The organism is Geothrix oryzae, from assembly GCF_030295385.1.
Lineage (GTDB): Bacteria > Acidobacteriota > Holophagae > Holophagales > Holophagaceae > Geothrix > Geothrix oryzae.
This window is the reverse complement of the sequence record NZ_AP027079.1, coordinates 2695335-2711391: the sequence shown is the minus strand read 5'-3', so window position 1 is coordinate 2711391 and position 16057 is coordinate 2695335. Positions and strand designations below refer to the sequence as shown.

At 68.2% G+C, this 16057-nt stretch carries 14 protein-coding genes; 8 read left to right on the top strand and 6 right to left on the bottom strand.

What is annotated here, in order from left to right; all coding sequences use genetic code 11:
* Positions 1 to 22: 22 nt before the first annotated feature.
* The 5 genes from QUD34_RS12435 (at position 23) to QUD34_RS12415 (ending at position 4733) form a co-directional block, all read left to right on the top strand.
* A complete protein-coding gene (locus tag QUD34_RS12435; RefSeq protein WP_286354031.1) occupies positions 23 to 784 on the top strand; it encodes a hypothetical protein in 762 nt (253 codons plus the stop codon).
* Positions 781 to 1719, top strand: coding sequence for a GGDEF domain-containing protein (locus tag QUD34_RS12430; protein WP_286354030.1), 939 nt, complete (start codon positions 781 to 783; stop codon positions 1717 to 1719). The genes QUD34_RS12435 and QUD34_RS12430 overlap by 4 nt, the downstream gene beginning before the upstream one ends.
* 119 nt (positions 1720 to 1838) lie before the next feature.
* Positions 1839 to 2753, top strand: a complete 915-nt coding sequence (locus tag QUD34_RS12425; protein ID WP_286354029.1) for a GGDEF domain-containing protein — start codon at positions 1839 to 1841, stop codon at positions 2751 to 2753.
* Between the two features lie 22 nt (positions 2754 to 2775).
* Positions 2776 to 4191, top strand: coding sequence for a protein kinase domain-containing protein (locus tag QUD34_RS12420; protein ID WP_286354028.1), 1416 nt, complete (start codon positions 2776 to 2778; stop codon positions 4189 to 4191).
* A gap of 68 nt (positions 4192 to 4259) precedes the next feature.
* A complete protein-coding gene (locus QUD34_RS12415; protein ID WP_286354027.1) occupies positions 4260 to 4733 on the top strand; it encodes a DMT family transporter in 474 nt (157 codons plus the stop codon).
* Positions 4734 to 4740: 7 nt separating this feature from the next.
* Here QUD34_RS12415 and QUD34_RS12410 read toward each other — a convergent pair whose 3' ends face one another.
* Both QUD34_RS12410 and QUD34_RS12405 read right to left on the bottom strand, forming a co-directional pair.
* Positions 4741 to 5280: a hypothetical protein gene (locus QUD34_RS12410; RefSeq protein ID WP_286354026.1), complete on the bottom strand. Its 540-nt coding sequence runs from the start codon at positions 5278 to 5280 to the stop codon at positions 4741 to 4743.
* 76 nt (positions 5281 to 5356) lie between these two features.
* Positions 5357 to 5617, bottom strand: a complete 261-nt coding sequence (locus QUD34_RS12405) for a hypothetical protein (RefSeq protein WP_286354025.1) — start codon at positions 5615 to 5617, stop codon at positions 5357 to 5359.
* 110 nt (positions 5618 to 5727) lie between these two features.
* Between QUD34_RS12405 and QUD34_RS12400 the strand changes: the two genes are divergently transcribed.
* The 3 genes from QUD34_RS12400 (at position 5728) to QUD34_RS12390 (ending at position 8772) form a co-directional block, all read left to right on the top strand.
* Positions 5728 to 6540, top strand: coding sequence for a DUF4097 family beta strand repeat-containing protein (locus QUD34_RS12400; protein WP_286354024.1), 813 nt, complete (start codon positions 5728 to 5730; stop codon positions 6538 to 6540).
* A 183-nt stretch (positions 6541 to 6723) separates the two neighbouring features.
* Positions 6724 to 7197 carry a cytochrome c nitrite reductase small subunit gene (nrfH, locus tag QUD34_RS12395; RefSeq protein ID WP_286354023.1) on the top strand — a complete coding sequence of 158 codons (474 nt, stop codon included), beginning with the start codon at positions 6724 to 6726 and terminating at the stop codon, positions 7195 to 7197.
* 84 nt (positions 7198 to 7281) lie between these two features.
* Positions 7282 to 8772: an ammonia-forming cytochrome c nitrite reductase subunit c552 gene (locus QUD34_RS12390; protein WP_286354022.1), complete on the top strand. Its 1491-nt coding sequence runs from the start codon at positions 7282 to 7284 to the stop codon at positions 8770 to 8772.
* A gap of 56 nt (positions 8773 to 8828) precedes the next feature.
* Here the strand turns inward: QUD34_RS12390 and QUD34_RS12385 are convergent, their stop codons facing one another.
* From QUD34_RS12385 to QUD34_RS12370, 4 genes are all read right to left on the bottom strand, one after another.
* A complete protein-coding gene (locus tag QUD34_RS12385; protein WP_286354021.1) occupies positions 8829 to 9245 on the bottom strand; it encodes a hypothetical protein in 417 nt (138 codons plus the stop codon).
* A 185-nt stretch (positions 9246 to 9430) separates the two neighbouring features.
* The gene (locus QUD34_RS12380; RefSeq protein WP_286354020.1) at positions 9431 to 14002 is read right to left on the bottom strand and encodes an immunoglobulin domain-containing protein; all 4572 of its coding nucleotides are present in this window, start codon (positions 14000 to 14002) and stop codon (positions 9431 to 9433) included.
* A 165-nt stretch (positions 14003 to 14167) separates the two neighbouring features.
* Positions 14168 to 15226 carry a helix-turn-helix transcriptional regulator gene (locus QUD34_RS12375; RefSeq protein WP_286354019.1) on the bottom strand — a complete coding sequence of 353 codons (1059 nt, stop codon included), beginning with the start codon at positions 15224 to 15226 and terminating at the stop codon, positions 14168 to 14170.
* Positions 15227 to 15328: 102 nt separating this feature from the next.
* Positions 15329 to 15994 (bottom strand): hypothetical protein, encoded by a 666-nt coding sequence (locus QUD34_RS12370; protein WP_286354018.1) that lies wholly within the window; start codon positions 15992 to 15994, stop codon positions 15329 to 15331.
* Between the last annotated feature and the right edge of the window lie 63 nt (positions 15995 to 16057).

The window sequence follows — 16057 nt, the reverse complement described above, 5'->3', positions numbered from 1 at the left end:
GTTCGGACGGGTGAAGGAGGCGATGTCGGACGCAGCGGAAACGCTGCGACGGGCCTTCTCGAGCCTGGCGGTGATCGAGGCCTCGCCGGAACCGTTCGCTCCCCACAGCCACGGATCCTCCGACCTGGGCGCGGTGGCCCGGGCGGGGCTGGAAGCGCCCCACGCCGACCTGCGGGACATGCCGCTCTTCCGGGAGGCGGTGGAAAGCCGGGCCCTGGAACCCTTCGGGGCCACGCTGAGGGCCGAGTCCGGCTGGGCCCGCTGGGGGACGGAGGCCACCGTGCTCCGCATGGCGCCGCTGGAGCCGGGTCGGGCCACGCAGGTGGGCGTTCCTCCCCTGCCGCGCCGAATCGCGGTCGCCGGCCAGGCGGACCCGCTCGCGCGCCCGGTGGCGCGGCGCCTGTCGGATCCGCTGCTCCGGCCCGGCGTCCGGCGCCTGGATCCCACCCTGGAGGGCGGGGCCGGGCGGGCCGGGCTGGAGGCCGCCTTCGCGCTGCCCGTGCCCATCCGCGGCGAGGACATCCACCACCTGCCCAAGGGCTTGTGGATGCGGTACAGCCTCCAGCTGGTGCGGGGCACAGGCGAGAATGTCCGGAATCTCGAGGTGCTGGGCCTGTTCCGGATCCCCCGCAAGGGCGTGGCCGATCTGCGGCATGATCCGCGGTCGGGCCGGATCTTCGTCCGTCTGGAGCCCGTGGCGGCCTCCGCTCCGCGTGCGCCCTTCATCCTGGCCCGGCGGAAGGATGATGGCGCGCTGGTCAGCTGTTTCGTGGAGGAATCTTGAAACGAACGCATCCACCCGGACCTGCGGAATCGGCCCAGCCGGCGGCGTCGGTTTCCCCCGAGATGCCCACGATGGTGCGCGCGAAGACGGAAGCCGAGGCCTCGGCCACGCCGGCGGAATGGGCCCTGGTGGCCTATGCGGGCGCTGCCCTGGGCCGCATCTTCCCGCTGCCGCCGGGAGAGTCGCTGATCGGCCGGGCGCCCCAGGCCCAGGTGGCGTTGCTGGACGGCGAGGTGAGCCGGCTCCATGCGCGGCTCGCCCTGGTGGAGGGGCGGGTCGAGCTGGAGGATCTCGATTCCACCAACGGGACGCTCGTGAACGGGGAGCGCGTGCGGGGGATCACCACGCTCCAGGCGGGAGACCGCCTGTCCATCGGGGGGCATGTGCTGAAGCTGGTGGCCCTGGATGCCCTGGAGCGGGCCTTCCACGAGACCCTGCTCGACCTGAGCACCCGGGATCCGCTGACGGGCCTGGCCAACCGCAGCAGCGCCCTGTCGGAGCTGCAGACCCGGTTCGGCCTGAGCCTGCGGTACGACCGGCCCCTGTCCGTGGCGGTGTGCGACCTGGATCGCTTCAAGCAGATCAACGACACCCTGGGCCATGGCGCCGGGGATTTCGTGCTGCGGGTCATCGGGGAGCGCCTGCTGGCCACCCAGCGCGAAGCCGATCTGGCGGGGCGCATCGGCGGCGAGGAGTTCCTGATGATCCTGCCGGAGACCGATCTGGGCGGCGCCCTGACCTTCGCCGAGCGCCTGCGGAAGGTCGTGGCCTCGACGCCGGTGCCCCTGCCCGGAGGCGGGCTGGAAGTCACCTGCAGCCTCGGCATCGCCGAGCGCCTTCCGGGGGACCAGGACGCGGGTCAGCTGCTGGCCCGGGCCGACGCGGCCCTCTACCGGGCCAAGGCCGGGGGGCGGAACCGCGTGTGCCAGGGCTGAGCGAGGGCTGAACCCTGGCTGAGGTTGGACTGAGGGTTGGACTGAGGTCGGGCTGAGGTTGGCCGCCCCGTTTGCCCGGGGCATTCTCATTCCCCCGGCAGCCTCCTAGACTGGGAGGGATGACCCCCGAACCCGAGCCGCTCGAACCCAGGCCACCCGGTTCCGCCGATGCCCCGGGGGGGCCCGGGGCCCGCGCGTGGGTCCTGGTGCGGTACATCGGCCAGCCCCTGGGCGAGATGGTCCCCCTGCCCCTGGAGGGCTTGGAGATCGGGCGGGCGCCGGAATGCGGGATCTGCCTCCCGGAACCTGAGGTGAGCCGCCGGCATGCGCGGCTCGAGGTGGCCGAGGACGGGGCCTCCCTGGCGTTGCTGGATCTCGGATCCACCAACGGCGTCTATGTGAACGGCCGCAAGGCTGAGGCGACCCCGAGCCCCGCGATCCTCCGGCCCGGCGATGTGCTGCGGGTGGGCGGGCACGCCTTCAAGGTCAAGTGGCTCGACCTGCTGGAGCGGCGGTACCACCAGGCCCCGGAGACGCCTTCCGCCCTGGACGCCTGGACGGGCGTGAGCAGCCGTGCCGCAGTGCTGCATCAGCTGGAAGCCCACTTCGAGTGGGCCCGCCGGCACCATCGCCCCCTGTCGGTGATCCTGGCGGACCTCGACCACCTCGGGCGCCTCAACGAGACGCACGGTTCCCCCGCCGGGGACCGCGTGATCCGGGCCTTCGGTGGGCACCTGCTCCGGCGCCTCCGGGACCGGGATTCCGTGGGCCGGCTGGGGGGAGCGGAATTCCTGGCCGTGCTTCCCGGCACCCCCTCCGAACTGGCCCTCCCCGCCGCCGACGACCTCCGCCTGGCCCTGGCGGAGCAGGGCGTGGAACTGGAGGACGGCCGTCTCATCCAGGCTACCTGCAGCCTGGGCGTCGCCGATCTGAAGGCCGGAGATCCCTGCAGCGGCGCCGTTCTGGCACGGGCCGACGCCGCCCTCCACCGCGCCAAGACCGGGGGACGGAACCGCGTCGCCCAGGCGCCATGAGCGCCTTGCTGGAATGGATGCCATGAGCGCTTTGCGGCCCCCGGCCCAGATCGGCAGCGTGCGCCTGTTGGAGCCCCTGGGCGAAGGGGGGATGGCCCTGGTCTTCCGCGGCGAGGACCGCTTTCGCGGTGTCTCCTCCGCCGTGAAGCTGCTCCGCCCCGAGGTGCATGGGGACGCCGACCTGGTGCGGCGCTTCCTCCGCGAAGGGGAGGTGCTCACGCACCTGTCCCACCCGCATCTGGTGGAGATCTTCGCCTTCGGGCGCAGCGGCGTCTGGCCCTACCTGGTGATGGAGCTCCTGCCGGGCGGCAGCCTGAAGGCCTGCCGGGGCGAGGCTCCGGCGGCCCTGGTTCGGCGCCTCGTCCCCATCTGCGATGCCCTGCGAGTGGCCCACGGCGAGGGCGTGATCCACCGGGACCTCAAGCCGTCCAACCTGCTTTTCGCCCCCGATGGCCGCCTGAAGGTCACGGATTTCGGGGTGTGTCTCTGGGAGGGGGGCGAGGGCCGCACCCGCGCGACCCGCAGCCACATGGTGGTGGGCACGCTGGGTTACATGGCCCCCGAGCAGCACGGCGATCCCCGCCGCGTGGATGGCCGCTGCGATGTCTATGCCCTGGGCGCCATCCTCTACGAGTTCACGACGGGTCAGGCCTATGCCCAGGTCCAGCTGCCGCCGTCTGCCGCACGGACGGGCTTCCCCCCTCGGCTGGCCGGCCTGATCCTGCGCGCCCTCCAGCCCGAGGCCTCGAAGCGCCTCCCGGACATGGAGGCGTTCGGACAGGAACTGTCCACTTGGCTGGACAGCGCCGAAGCCGCCGGGTGGGGCGAGGAGCCCCTGCCGGGCTATCGGACCGTGGACCGGGAGACCGCCACCCTGGCGGGCCCGCGGGACGAATCTGGCCCCGAGGAGCGGCTGGGGCCGTATCTGGATGCCCTGACTACGGGCCCCGTGGGCATCCGCCGATCCGCCGCCGAAGGTCTCTGCGGGGCCGCCCGACCGGTGGATGCGCCCTGGCTGCTGGAAGCGCTCGATCGGGGGCCCGAAGGCTCCCGGTTCGCCCTGGTGAAGGCCCTGGGCCGCGTGGGCGACGCCTCCGCCCTTCCGGCCATCCTCGCCCTGGTGCCCGATCCCTTCACGCAACGGGAGGCCGTGGAGGCCGCCGCCGACCTGGCTCTCCGGACGGGCAGGGTCGACGAGGTGCGGGCGGCGCTGCAGGAACCCGGGCTCGGCTCGGCCTGGCGCTGGGCCTCGCGGGCGGCCCTGGGGGACGCGGCCTGGGCCGAGGCACTCCTGGCGGCCTGGCCTGCCCTGGCCCAGCCCTTCCGGGTGCAGGCCCTGGAAGCCGCCCACCGCCTCCCCTCCGACCTTCGCGCCCAGGTGAAGGCGGCGACGGCGGATGCCTCGGGGAATGCGCGCCATGCCTGGGATGGCCTCTGAAGACAGGCCGCGGGGGCTGGGCTACCATCGCGGTTCCGGGGAACGGCTTCCCGGGGCTGGAGGGCCGCATGGTCCTGGTGTTCATCCTCATGGCGTTCGTGATCGGGCTGGTCATCCCCCTGCAGTCGGCCATCAACAGTTCGCTGCGGGACACCCTGCACAGCGGATCGGTGCTGGCGGCCCTGGTCTCCTTCGCCGTGGGCACCCTGGCGCTCCTGGTGGCCTCGGTGCTCACGGGCCAGCCCTTCGCGGCCCTCGGCGGCCTGCCGAGGGTGGCCTGGTGGGAATGGTTGGGCGGCGCCCTGGGGGCCTTCTTCGTGTTCGGCTCGACGCTGCTGGCCCCCCGCATCGGCGTGGCGGCCATGATCGCCCTGATCGTGGCGGGGCAGGTGATCTCCTCCCTGGTCTTCGATCGCTACGGCCTTCTGGGCCTGCCGGTGCGAAGCATCTCCGGCGTCCGCCTCGCGGGCGCCGCGCTGATCCTGGCGGGGGCCGTGCTGGTGAATTTCGGCGACCGCTGGCTGGGATCCCAGCCGTCCTGAGCCTTTCCTAGCGGGCTCCCGCGGCCAGCGGGAACCCGAAGCCCGCGGCCCGGCTCAGGTCCCTGGCGCGGCCGGAACGCCGCTCCCAGGTCCGGTCGGCGGTCGCAGGCCGGGCCGCGGAGAGCTGGGCCAGGCCCAACTCCGGGAATTCCAGGGAGTCCTCGAACCCGGGGGCCATCCAGTCCTGGGCGAACACCCAGAGGCCATCCGACATCAGGCCGACACTTTCGCGGCCCAGCAGGACCCGCATGTCGCCGTGCATGCTGCTCGGCCGTGGGGCATGCAGGTTCACGATGGGCGTGTCCCGCAGATCCGCGAGCAGCTCTGGCCGATCCAGCAGCAGGTGGACCACCTTCCGGCGACCCGTGCGATCCGTCAGGGAGATGAAGTCGAAGCCCGCGGCCCGCTGGGGCAGCTGGTCGCGGAACACCATCACCGGCCGGGTGCCGACCTGGGCGAGCTGGAGCTCGAAAAAGGCCGCGATCCGGGGCCAAGCGGAGCGATCCTCCTCGACCACCAGGATCCTGACGCTCAGCCTGCGGCTCATGGTGCTCTCCAGGCATCCGGCCGCCAGAGGAACGGCCTTTTCCACTCCTCGACCAGGATACTGCAGGCTTTAGGATTCAGGCCTTCCGGGCCCGTTCGGCCACCTTGTCGAGCATGTCCCAGATCTGGTGGCAGTCCTCGCAGGAGGAGCGGGGATCCCCGCAGGGGAAGCCTTCGATCCCGATGCCCTGGCACCGGGGGGTCCGGAAGAAGAAGAGGAGTTCGCCCAGGGAGGTCTCCATCCGCCCCCGGAGCGCCTCGTCCGGAAGGGCGCGCAGGCCCTGGATGAGCTTCCATTCGGAGGGGCTGAGGTTCGGCTGGTCGATGCTTTGCGGCATGGGAAGCTCCCGGGGCGCCCCAAGTATACGGAGATCCGGCAGGGGATCTAAACCTGCTCCGAAACCCTTCGTAATCAAGGTCACGATCTCTGACATCCCAGGAGGCTCCCATGGCCCTCGCCCGTCCCCTTGCTGCGGCCGTCGCCGTCGTCATCCTCTGCGCCTCGCTCGGGGCCCAGACCCAAGTGATCCAGCCCGCCAAGGCGGAGAAGACCACGGAAACCCGCACGGTGCCCCTGGCCTCCGGGTCCTCCCTGCGGGTGAAGAATGTCAACGGCTTCATCCGCGCGGAGGCCTGGGACCGGGAGGAGGTCCAGTTCATGGGGGAGTTCAAGCCCAGCAGCCAGGATGAGCAGGTGAAGGTGGTGATCGAGCCGGGCAAGGGCAGCCTGGAGATCCGGGGCGAATACCCCAAGCACAACGGCTGGGGCTCGTACCGGGGGCCCCAATGCCAGATGACCCTCAAGGTGCCGCGCCGGGTGGCGGTCACCTTCGACAGTGTGAACGGCGAAGTGACCCTCACCGGCACCCAGGGCGCCGCGGTCCTCACCACCGTGAACGGTGGCATCCGCGCCATCAGCCTGGATGATTCGCTGAAGGCCACGACGGTGAACGGAGGCATCACCCTGGAGGGCGTCCGGGGAGGACTGTCCCTGCAGACCGTGAATGGCGGCATCAAGGGATCGGGCCTGGACGGCCAGGGGAAGGGCGTCAAGGCCGAGACCGTGAACGGGGGCATCCACCTGCAGATCGCCGGCCTCAAGGGCCGCCTGAAGGCCTCCACCCTGAACGGCGGGATCTCCTTCAATGCCAAGGGGGCCGAGCAGGTCGAGGTGAGCAAGCGCCGCGTGAGCGCTGTCTTCCCCGGCGGGGACCAGAGCATCGAATTGGAGACGGTGAATGGCGGCATCACGATCAACTGATCGCCATCTCCTCTGAGGAAGGGCCGGCTCAGCCGGCCCTTTTCGTGGGCCCGGGGTTCGATGGAGGAACTTTTTTTGATATCGGATTGACAGGTCCGTTTTTTGTTTCATCCTGTTCCGGTGCGAGGCCGGAACCCTGCACACTCGGATGGACACCCTGTGAGCGGAAAGCGTCGCCTGTTCTTGTTGAGCATCCTTGCCAGCGTCTTCGCCGGCGTGTTCCTGGGGTCCGGGGCCTACACCTTCGTCTCGGCCCACGGCACTTCGTACCTGTCGAACGACCCCTCCGTGTGCGTGAACTGCCACATCATGCGCGAGGAGTACGACGGCTGGCGCCACGGGTCCCACCACGCCGTGGCCGTGTGCAACGACTGCCACCTGCCCCACGACAACCCCGTGAACAAGCTTTTCGTGAAGGCCAGCAACGGCTATCACCACTCGAAGGCCTTCACCCTGCTGAATTTCCCCGAACCCATCCGCATCAAGCCCTCCAACGCCCAGGTGCTGGAGGACAACTGCCTGCGCTGCCATGGCGAGCTGGTGGGCGAGATCACCGCCCACGGCACCCTCGGCGTGCCCTCGGACCCGACGCAGAAGGCCGACCTCTACGGGTGCGTGCGCTGCCACCAGGAGGTGGGCCATGGGCCGACGCGCTGATATCCGGACGACTCACCAAGCCTTGATCTTCAACCCCTGATCCCATCTTTGGCGCGTGGAACCCCACGCGGGAGGACCTCCCCGATGACCGACAACCCTACTCCGCTGTTCTCCCGTCCGGTGGTCCGGATGGGCCTCATCGCCGCCGGCGCGGCCCTGGCCACCGTGCTGGTGATGTCGCTGTACGCCAGCATCACCAACCGCAAGGCCGAGGCGAAACAGACCAGCTTCAAGCTGGTGGACCTCGACGAAAAGACCGTTGATCCGGCTGTGTGGGGGAAGAACTTCCCCCGCCAGTTCGACGCCTACCAGCGCACCGCAGAGAAGTACAGCACCAAGTACGGCGGGGCCGGCAGCGAGGGTCTGCCCAAGAGCCGCATCCAGGAAGACCCCCGGCTGGTGACGATCTTCGACGGCTACGCCTTCGCCATCGACTTCAACCAGCGCCAGGGCCACGCCTACATGCTGGATGACCAGCGCAAGACCAAGCGCGTCACCGAGCGCAAGCAGCCCGGCGCCTGCCTCCACTGCCATGCCTCCAACACTGTGGCCTTCCGCGAAGTCGGCCTGAAGGGCGGCGCCCCCGGCACCCTGGACGAGGCCTTCACCAGCCCGAACGCCCAGGCCCAGCTCATGGCCGGCTTCGAGGCCATCTGCAAGATGCCCTACGCCGAGGCCAGCCAGCTCGTGAAGCACCCCGTGGCCTGCATCGACTGCCACGATCCCAAGAACATGGCCCTCCGCGTCACCAAGCCCGGCTTCATCCGCGGCATCGACGCCCTGGCCAAGAGCAGCGAGCCCGTGCCGCACCTGCCCTCCATCGAGAAGTGGCGCAAGGGCGACAAGGCCGTGGCCTACGACGCCAACCGTGACGCCTCCCGCCAGGAGATGCGCTCCATGGTCTGCGGCCAGTGCCATGTGGAGTACTACTGCGGGCCCAAGGTCACGCTGTTCTTCCCCTGGAACAAAGGCCTGAAGGTCGAGCAGATCGAGGCGACCTACAACGACTACAAGTTCCCCGATGGCGCCCGCTTCTTCGACTGGAAGCACGGCAAGACCGGCGCGGAGGTCCTGAAGGCCCAGCACCCCGAGTTCGAGATGTGGAGCCAGGGCGTCCATGCCCGCTCCGGCGTGTCCTGCGCGGACTGCCACATGCCCTACCAGCGCGAAGGCGCCCTCAAGATCAGTGACCACCAGGTGCGCAGCCCCCTGCTCAACATCTCCAGGGCCTGCCAGACCTGCCACCGCTTCCCCGAAGCGGAACTGAAGGCCCGCGTGACGACCATCCAGGACCGCACGAAGGCTCTCATGGACCGGGCCGAGGACGCCGTGGTGGACCTCATCAACAACATCGACGCTGCCAAGAAGGCCGGCGTGGACGAGGCCAAGCTGAAGCCCATCTATGAGCTCCAGCGCAAGGCCCAGTGGCGCGTGGACTTCGTGAATGCCGAAAACTCCATGGGCTTCCACGCCCCCCAGGAAGCCGCCCGCATCCTCGGCGAGGCCATCGACTTCGGCCGGCAGGGCCAGATCGCCCTGCGCGACTTGGGCGTGGCGAAGGTGGCCAAGAAGTAGCGGATTGATGTGAAGGAAACCAAGAAAGGGGCCGGCGCAGCCGGCCCCTTTCTTGGTCATTTGGCGGTCAGGGATCCGAAGGCGAGGTCGATGGGCGCGATCACGCCGCCATTCGACAGGCTGTTCCCCGCAGAGAGGGTGAGAGGGACCGGCACCCCCGCGCCCACGGCGCCTGCGTTCAGGGAAAGGCAGACGCGGACGAGCGGTTGGCCAAGGGGGATGCTTCCCGAATTCTGGTAGACCGCGCCGTGAAGGCTGCCGCCCCCTTTATCCAGCCCCACAAGGGCCTGAGGTCCAGGAAGGAGGTTGAATGCGACATTCTGTACCAGCCCGGAAGTCGTGGAGGGTGCGACCCAGGTGACCTTCGACGCGTCCGTTTTGAGGATGAAGCTCAGGCCTTGACCGCTTTGGGCCGCCGGTCCGACGAGGTCCAGTACGAGCCGCGTGGGGGTGGAAAGGGCCTGGTTCGCCACGAATCGGAACCCGTTGCCCGAGGGTGGATTGGCATAGACCAGCGCACTGGCCCAGGGCGAGGCGGGCGGGGTGGTGGGAGACGTGGATGTCCCACCGCCTCCTCCGCCCCCTCCGCAGGCGAGGGTTATCAAGAGCGCACACGCACACATTCCTGGGTGGAGTCGAGTCCGGTTCATGGGGTTTCCTACAACGCGGCGATCAGGAGGGCAAGGTCGACATCATCCACGAACCCATCCCCGTTCAGATCCATGGGCGAGGTCGCGGCGGGGACTCCGGGCGCATAGGCCCGCATGAGAAAGGCGAGATCGAGCACATTCACGATGCCGTCCCCATTCAGGTCGCGACTCTTGGGGGACAGCGTCAATGTGGCGTAGTCGCTGATGGCGCTCCCGGCTCCATTCGTGACCCGAACGGATAATCGGGCGCCGTGGTCTGCTTGGTTGGTCGTGAAGGTGTAGCTCGGGGCCGTCGCGCCGGAGATGTCCGTGTCGTTCTTGCGCCATTGATAGGACAAGGGCGTGGAACCCGAGGCCGTCACGCTGAAGGTGACGGCGCTCCCGGGCGCGGCTGACTGGCTTTGGGGCTGAGCCGTGATGGCCGGGGCGACCAGGGTTGCATTCACGGTCACGGCGGCAACGGAACTCAGGACGCTGCCCGCCCCGTTGGCGACCCGGACCTGGTAGTTGCCTGCATCCGTCGTCTGGGCGGACGCGATCGTGAGCACAGAACTGGTGGCGCCAGCGATGTCCGAGCCATCCTTCCGCCACTGGTAGGTGAGCGGGTCCGATCCCGTGGCGGATACGCTGAGCGTGATGAGGGCTCCGGTCTTCACGGACTGGCTTTGGGGTTGGGTCGTGATGGCTGGAGCAACCATGGTTGCAGTCACGGTCACGGCGGCGACGGAGCTCAAGACGCTGCCCGCCCCGTTGGCGACCCGGACCTGGTAGTTGCCTGCATCCGTCGTCTGGGCGGACGCGATCGTGAACACGGGGCTGGTGGCGCCGGCGATGTCCGAGCCATCCTTCCGCCACTGGTAGGTGAGCGGGGCCGATCCCGTGGCGGATACGCCGAGGGTGAGGGGAGTCCCGGTGGTCACGGACTGGCTTTGGGGCTGGGCCGTGATGGTCGGGGCGACGAGAGGAGCGGGGGTCACCGTCAACAGGGCGGCTGAACTGGTGACGGCGCCAAGGCCGTTGCTGACCCTGACGTCGTAGCTCCCCGCATCCACCTCACGGACGGCCGCGAGGGTGAGTGTTCGGCTGGTGGCGCCGGGCATGTCGGAGCCGTCTTTCCTCCACTGATAGGTGAGGGGGGAAGTGCCCGAAACATCGACGGAGAAGGTGCCCGGGGCGCCCACCGACGCAGACTGGCTCAAGGGTTGAGTCCGGATGGTGGGAGGGAGGGCGGTCTGGACGATCAGGTCGACCCTGTCCAGGTTGATGACCAGGCCCTTGATCCCTCCGCTTGGCGGCAGATAGAGCGAATTGACGACGAGGGCCACGACCACTTCCTGGCCGCGATAGCCCTTCAGATCCACCTCTGCGTTCCCATAGAAGGAGTCCGTGCCTGGTGGGGCGAACGAGGCCAGGGTCTCTTTCAGCGAGCCATCGAGACCCCAGACCTGGACTTTCAGGGCATCATCCGGGGGATTGGAGAGGGACTGCATCCCATAGCTGAACTTGAGCTTGGCCGAATAGGCCTCCGCGGGGATGGTGACGCGCTGGGAAAGCGTCGCCAACGAAGGGGAAGTGCCACCCCCATTGGCCACCATGGTGACCACCTGTGGGTCGTAGATCGATGACAAAAAGAGGATGCCCCAGTTGGCGAAGGTCCACCCGGATTCCCCGAAATCGAAGCTGGGGTTGTTCAACAGCTGACTAAAGGTGTTGTCTGTCTGAAAGCTGATGGCGGGCGAGGTGCCTTTGTTGCCAGCCAGGTCGTAAGCGTTCACTGAGAGCGTGTGGGGGCCATCGGAGAGAATCCGGGAATCGAAGAGGATTGCATGGGGGCCGTGAGCGGCCGTTCCCACCACCTGACCATCGATCACGAAATCGACCCGGGCGATGGCGAGGTTGTCGCTGACATCGGCCGTGAGGCTGAGGGTTCCAAAAATACCCGGAACGCCGCGGGCGTTGACGGCGGGGGGCTCTGCGTCCACGACCTCCCCGATCCGGAGTGAAACATTGTCCAGCAGGAATTCTGTCAGCCCGACACCGGAGGTGTAGGCGCCACCAGCAGCGCGCTCGATGGACGCCATCGCCTGGGGCCGTTCCTTCGCTGGCCATGAGAGTGCCAAGGGGGCTTTTGCCGCAACGGGCGTTTCCGCGCCGTGGGGGAAGGAAGGTGTGGGGTGTGCTGCGTCTTCCTTCCCTTCGAACCAGAGCTGGATGGTCTTGCCCCGGTAGGCGGACAGGTCGAGGGATCGCTGGAAGTAGTCTTTTTGAGCAGGGATGGCAATGGGGATCAGGCTGCGGTCCAGGTTGGAGTAGGTCGCCAGGGTTTCGATCAACTCACCGGCGGCGGATCGGACCTGAACCTGGAAGGTGTCTCTGACCAGGCCATCCCGTTCTTGAGAGAAGACCTGCAGCCAGAAAGTCAGGATGGCGCTCTGGGCCTCGGCGGGGATGGAGATGGTCTGATGGATGGACTGGGTATTGGCATCGCCCAGGCCGCAAAAGGCCGCACACCACCGTCCGAGATAGGCCGTGCCGGGCCAATCGCCCGTGATGATGCCCTGGGGATCCACCCAGGCCATGTTGTGCTTGTCGATGCCGCCGTCCCAGACGCTGCCGTATTCGAAACCGCCTTGAAGCAGCAGTTCGTAGAAGGCGTTCGAGGTGGAGAAGGGGACTTCCGCCGAACGGGTGGTGTTCCCCACCGAGTCGGTGGCCACCACGGTCAGGACATGGCTGCCCTTCGGGATTTTTTGGGAATCGAAAGGCAGGTTCAGGGTCACATCGGTCTGGCCGCCCCCATTCCCGGTTTCGATCCTCTGCTGATCCACATAGAAGGCCAGGTTGCCCACCCCCGTGTTGTCCTGGGCGTGAACGCCGAGAACGATCATTCCCGTGGAGCCGCTCACCGAACCTGAAACGGTTGGAGGGGTCAGGTCATCGCCGAGGCCCGAGGCGTATCCGACATTGATGGCGGCGAAAGCGTTCCGGACGGCCTGATGCTCCAGGGAGCCTGCGCCGTAGAGATCGATGGCGGATCGAAGCGCGGCCATGCGTGCATGCAGGTAGTTGCTCGAGGAGGTGAGGTAGGTGGCCAGGGCCCGGTACCAGATCCGGGTGGCCCGGTCGTTGCCGATCCCCGTCATGCCCGCTGGAAGATACGAGGAGAAGGCCGTCGAAGCAGAGTCGGAAGAAGCCCCTTGGGCAAGAAAGTAGAAACAGCGGTTCATGGGGCCGCTGCCGTAATGGACATCCAGGTTGAGGAGACTCGTCGACCAGGCATCCGGGCTCAGGCCATCGAGGCTCGGTTTGTACATGTACCGCAACGGATGATCGAAGGCAGGGGTCTTCATCTGCTCGCCGATGGTCCAGTTCCCACCCGTATCCGGCAGGACCGCGCCAGTGCCCCCGGCGCCCCGGGCGTAGAACTCGACCATGGTTCCGAGGATGTCGGAGGTTGCTTCGTTCAGGGATCCGGATTCCCCCATGTACACGAGGTTGGCCGTGGTCGAGGTGACGCCGTGGCTGAACTCGTGGCCGACCACATCCAGCGCGGTCAGGGTCAGGAACTTGTTCCCGTCTCCGAAGGTGAGGCAGAAGCACTCGTCCCACCAGAAGGCATTGTCGTACTGATTTCCGAAGTGAACGCGGGCCCGGGTGGGCGTCCCTTTCCCGTCGATCCCATTCCGTCCCAGGACCTGCTGATAGAAATCCCAGGTCACTTGAGTGCCGAAATGCGCATCCACGGCGGCCGTCTGCCCGTTGGTGGAATTCGTCGGAGCGCCGAGGGCGTACTGGAGGCCATCTCCCCAGACATTGTCCGCATCCGCGTAGAGGTTCCCCGCAGAGGCCATGTCCCAGCTGTGCCCCAGGTCCAGAGTCGCATTGCCTGCCCGGCCGAGGTCCCTCAGTTCGAAGCCCGGGCCTCCTGCGGCGGTAGATAGGGCGACGGTCCCGTTGTACTGGGAGTTCCCGGTCCCGAGGGCGCTCTCCAGGGCGTTCCATTTGCGCAGGATGGATCCGCCATGGGCATCCACCAGGTAACCGGCGGAGACCGCGCCAGCCTGGCTGTTGCTGAAGGCGGCTTCGACGAAATAGGCCAGCCGGTATCCGGTGGGCTTCTCCACGATCTCTACGGCATTGAGAGGATCACCCGCCCGGACCGGCAAGCCGGTCGTTCGATGGAAGCGTTCCACTTGGGGCAGGATGACCAGCTCGACCTTCGGCTCTTTGGCGAAGGGGCCCGTGGCATTCAGGTCCGCCGACACGATCCAGAGGGCTTCCGATGCCGTCAGGCTGGGGCTCGTGTTGAGGAGAATCTCACCGGGCGTCGGATCGGTGATGAGGTAATCCCCACCCTTGGTCCGGGTGTGGATGATGCCGTCGCCGCCCCACACGCGGAGACCCTGATGGGTCCGAAGGAAGCGGGTGTGCGTCGATTCATCGCGATCCTGCTGGATGGACAGGATCCGTCTCTCGCTGGAGTCCCTCGGTACCGTTCCCCAGGCGCTGCCGGCGAGGGTCAGGCCTAAAAGCGCGAGCGGGGCGAGTCTGGATGGGGCAGGCCGGAATTTGAGGCGCAAAACAGAACCCTCCGTCGTTCGCTTTGAATGGTGGCTGGGCCTTGACTGATGAATGAGCAGGGAGCGGGGTTAGGAGATCAGTCTATCTTGAAACAGAGGAGCCGGATGGCGCCGCATGCCGCGGCCCATCGCAGGAAGGCGGTTCGGAAGGGGAGGCGGTCGTCCCTACCGATAGCGTGCGGCCATGGCCTTCAGGGTGGCGACCAGGTGGGCGCGCAATGGCTTGGGGTCGAGAACTTCGGCCTCGGCTCCCACCTGCAGCACGAAGCGGGTGGGTCCCTGGAAGTCGGTGGCCATGAAGCTCAGCAGCACGGTGCCGCCCTTTTCCTTGCGGACCTCGACGCCGGGCAGGGCGGGGGGGGCGTCCAGGAGGGCCTGGGGCCAGTTGGAGCCTCCGATCCGCACCCGGACCCGGAAGGGGGTGCCGGGACTGAACCAGCCGCCGATCTGCAGGTCCCGCGCCTGCTCCAGGGGGCGCTTGTCGGGGATGAGGCCGCGCTTCGCCGAGGCCTTGGCCTCCTCGATGCGGGCCAGCCGGAAGTGGCGGGGTTCCTGTTTGGCTGGGTCCCAGGCCAGCAGGAAGGCGCCGCCGGAAAAGACATCGTGGGTGAGGGTGAAGGGAATGACGGTGCGGGCGCTGGTGCGGCCCGTGGAGGCCGCGCGGTAGGTGAGCTCGAGCTCGCGGGGCCCGTCGGGATGGCCGAGCGCCAGGAGCACCTGGGTGAGCATCCTGGTGTCGAGGGCCTGCTGGTCGTCGGCGCTGCCGCGCACGCAGACATGCTCCTGCAGGGCTCGGAACAGGTCGCGGTCGCGGGTGCTCAGGTGGCTGTCGGCCAGGGTGCGCAGGCCCTCCAGCTGGTCGTACCACAGCTCGGTGGCGGTGCCCTCCAGAGCCATGAGGGCGACTTCCAGCGCCATGCGGGCGTGGGGGGTGATCTTGCTGTCCCAGTCCGGCGCCTTCTCCAGGGTGAAGTGGATGACGGCGGGCCGACCCTCGCGCGCCTTGCCGAAGCGGGCCCCCTGTTCTTCCAGCAAGGCGATGGCGCGATCCACGGTGCGCATGGCCGTGCCGCCCAGCTTCCGCGCGAGCCCAGCCTTGGTGATGCCGCGGTCCCCTGAGTCGCGGACGGCCTCCAGCACCGCCTGGAGTCGCTCGGGCTTCACCAGGTGGCCGCCGTCGGGGCGGGGCGATTCGAGGGCCTTGCGGTGCGCGGTCCGAGCCATGGCAGTCTCCTCTGCATCATGATTGGTCAGTGACTGTCGAGAAGCAAGGCGCAGGTGGCGCCGGCGGCCGGGGATGGGGTGCCGTCGACGGCCGATGTCCTTCTAGGCCGTCCAGAAGGCGGCGAAGGGAGCCGGGTCCCATTCGGGCTTCGGGCTCCGGAACCGGGCCCGCAGCCCCTGCGACGCCGGCGCCTCCACCAGAACGGCATGGCCCCCGGCATAGAGGAGGCTCCACAGTGCGGCGCGAAGCGGGATCTCGCCGAGGCGGGTCTGAGGCAGGTCCACGCGGGTGTCGTGGTCCCAGCCGAGGGTCCGGTTCAAGCGCTGGAGGCGCAGCATCAGCTCGCCGTGGGTGAGTCCCCCGGAAAAGGGCGTGGCCCCGGAGACGCTCTGTTCCCGGGTGTGGTATGGACCGCGGCCTTCGTCCAGGTTGAATCGGGACCCCCCGAGAATCTCCGGGGGCACCCTCTGCCCTTCGGGATCCCAGGTCAGACCCGAGGCCGCGGCGGCCAGTTCGGCGGCCCAGTCCCAGGGTGTTCCGGTGGCGCTGAAGACCGCCGGGGCTGGCGGGGCGGCCAGCAGGCCCAGGGCCACGCCTTCGGCGCGGTTGCGAAGCTGGGCGTAGGACAGGGTACCCCACCCCGGGGCCGTCAGGGCCGGGCGGCCCTGGAGCCGCGCCGCGCGCTGAATGAGGAGGTCCCGCAGGGTCGACGCCATGGCGAAGTATCGCAAGGCGAGGGCGGGATCCGCAAAATCAAACCGCTTCAACCCTCCTCCTGGGGGGTGGGTCAGTGGGGTATCCGTTTCCCTCTCCCTCCCGGAGCCTCGGCT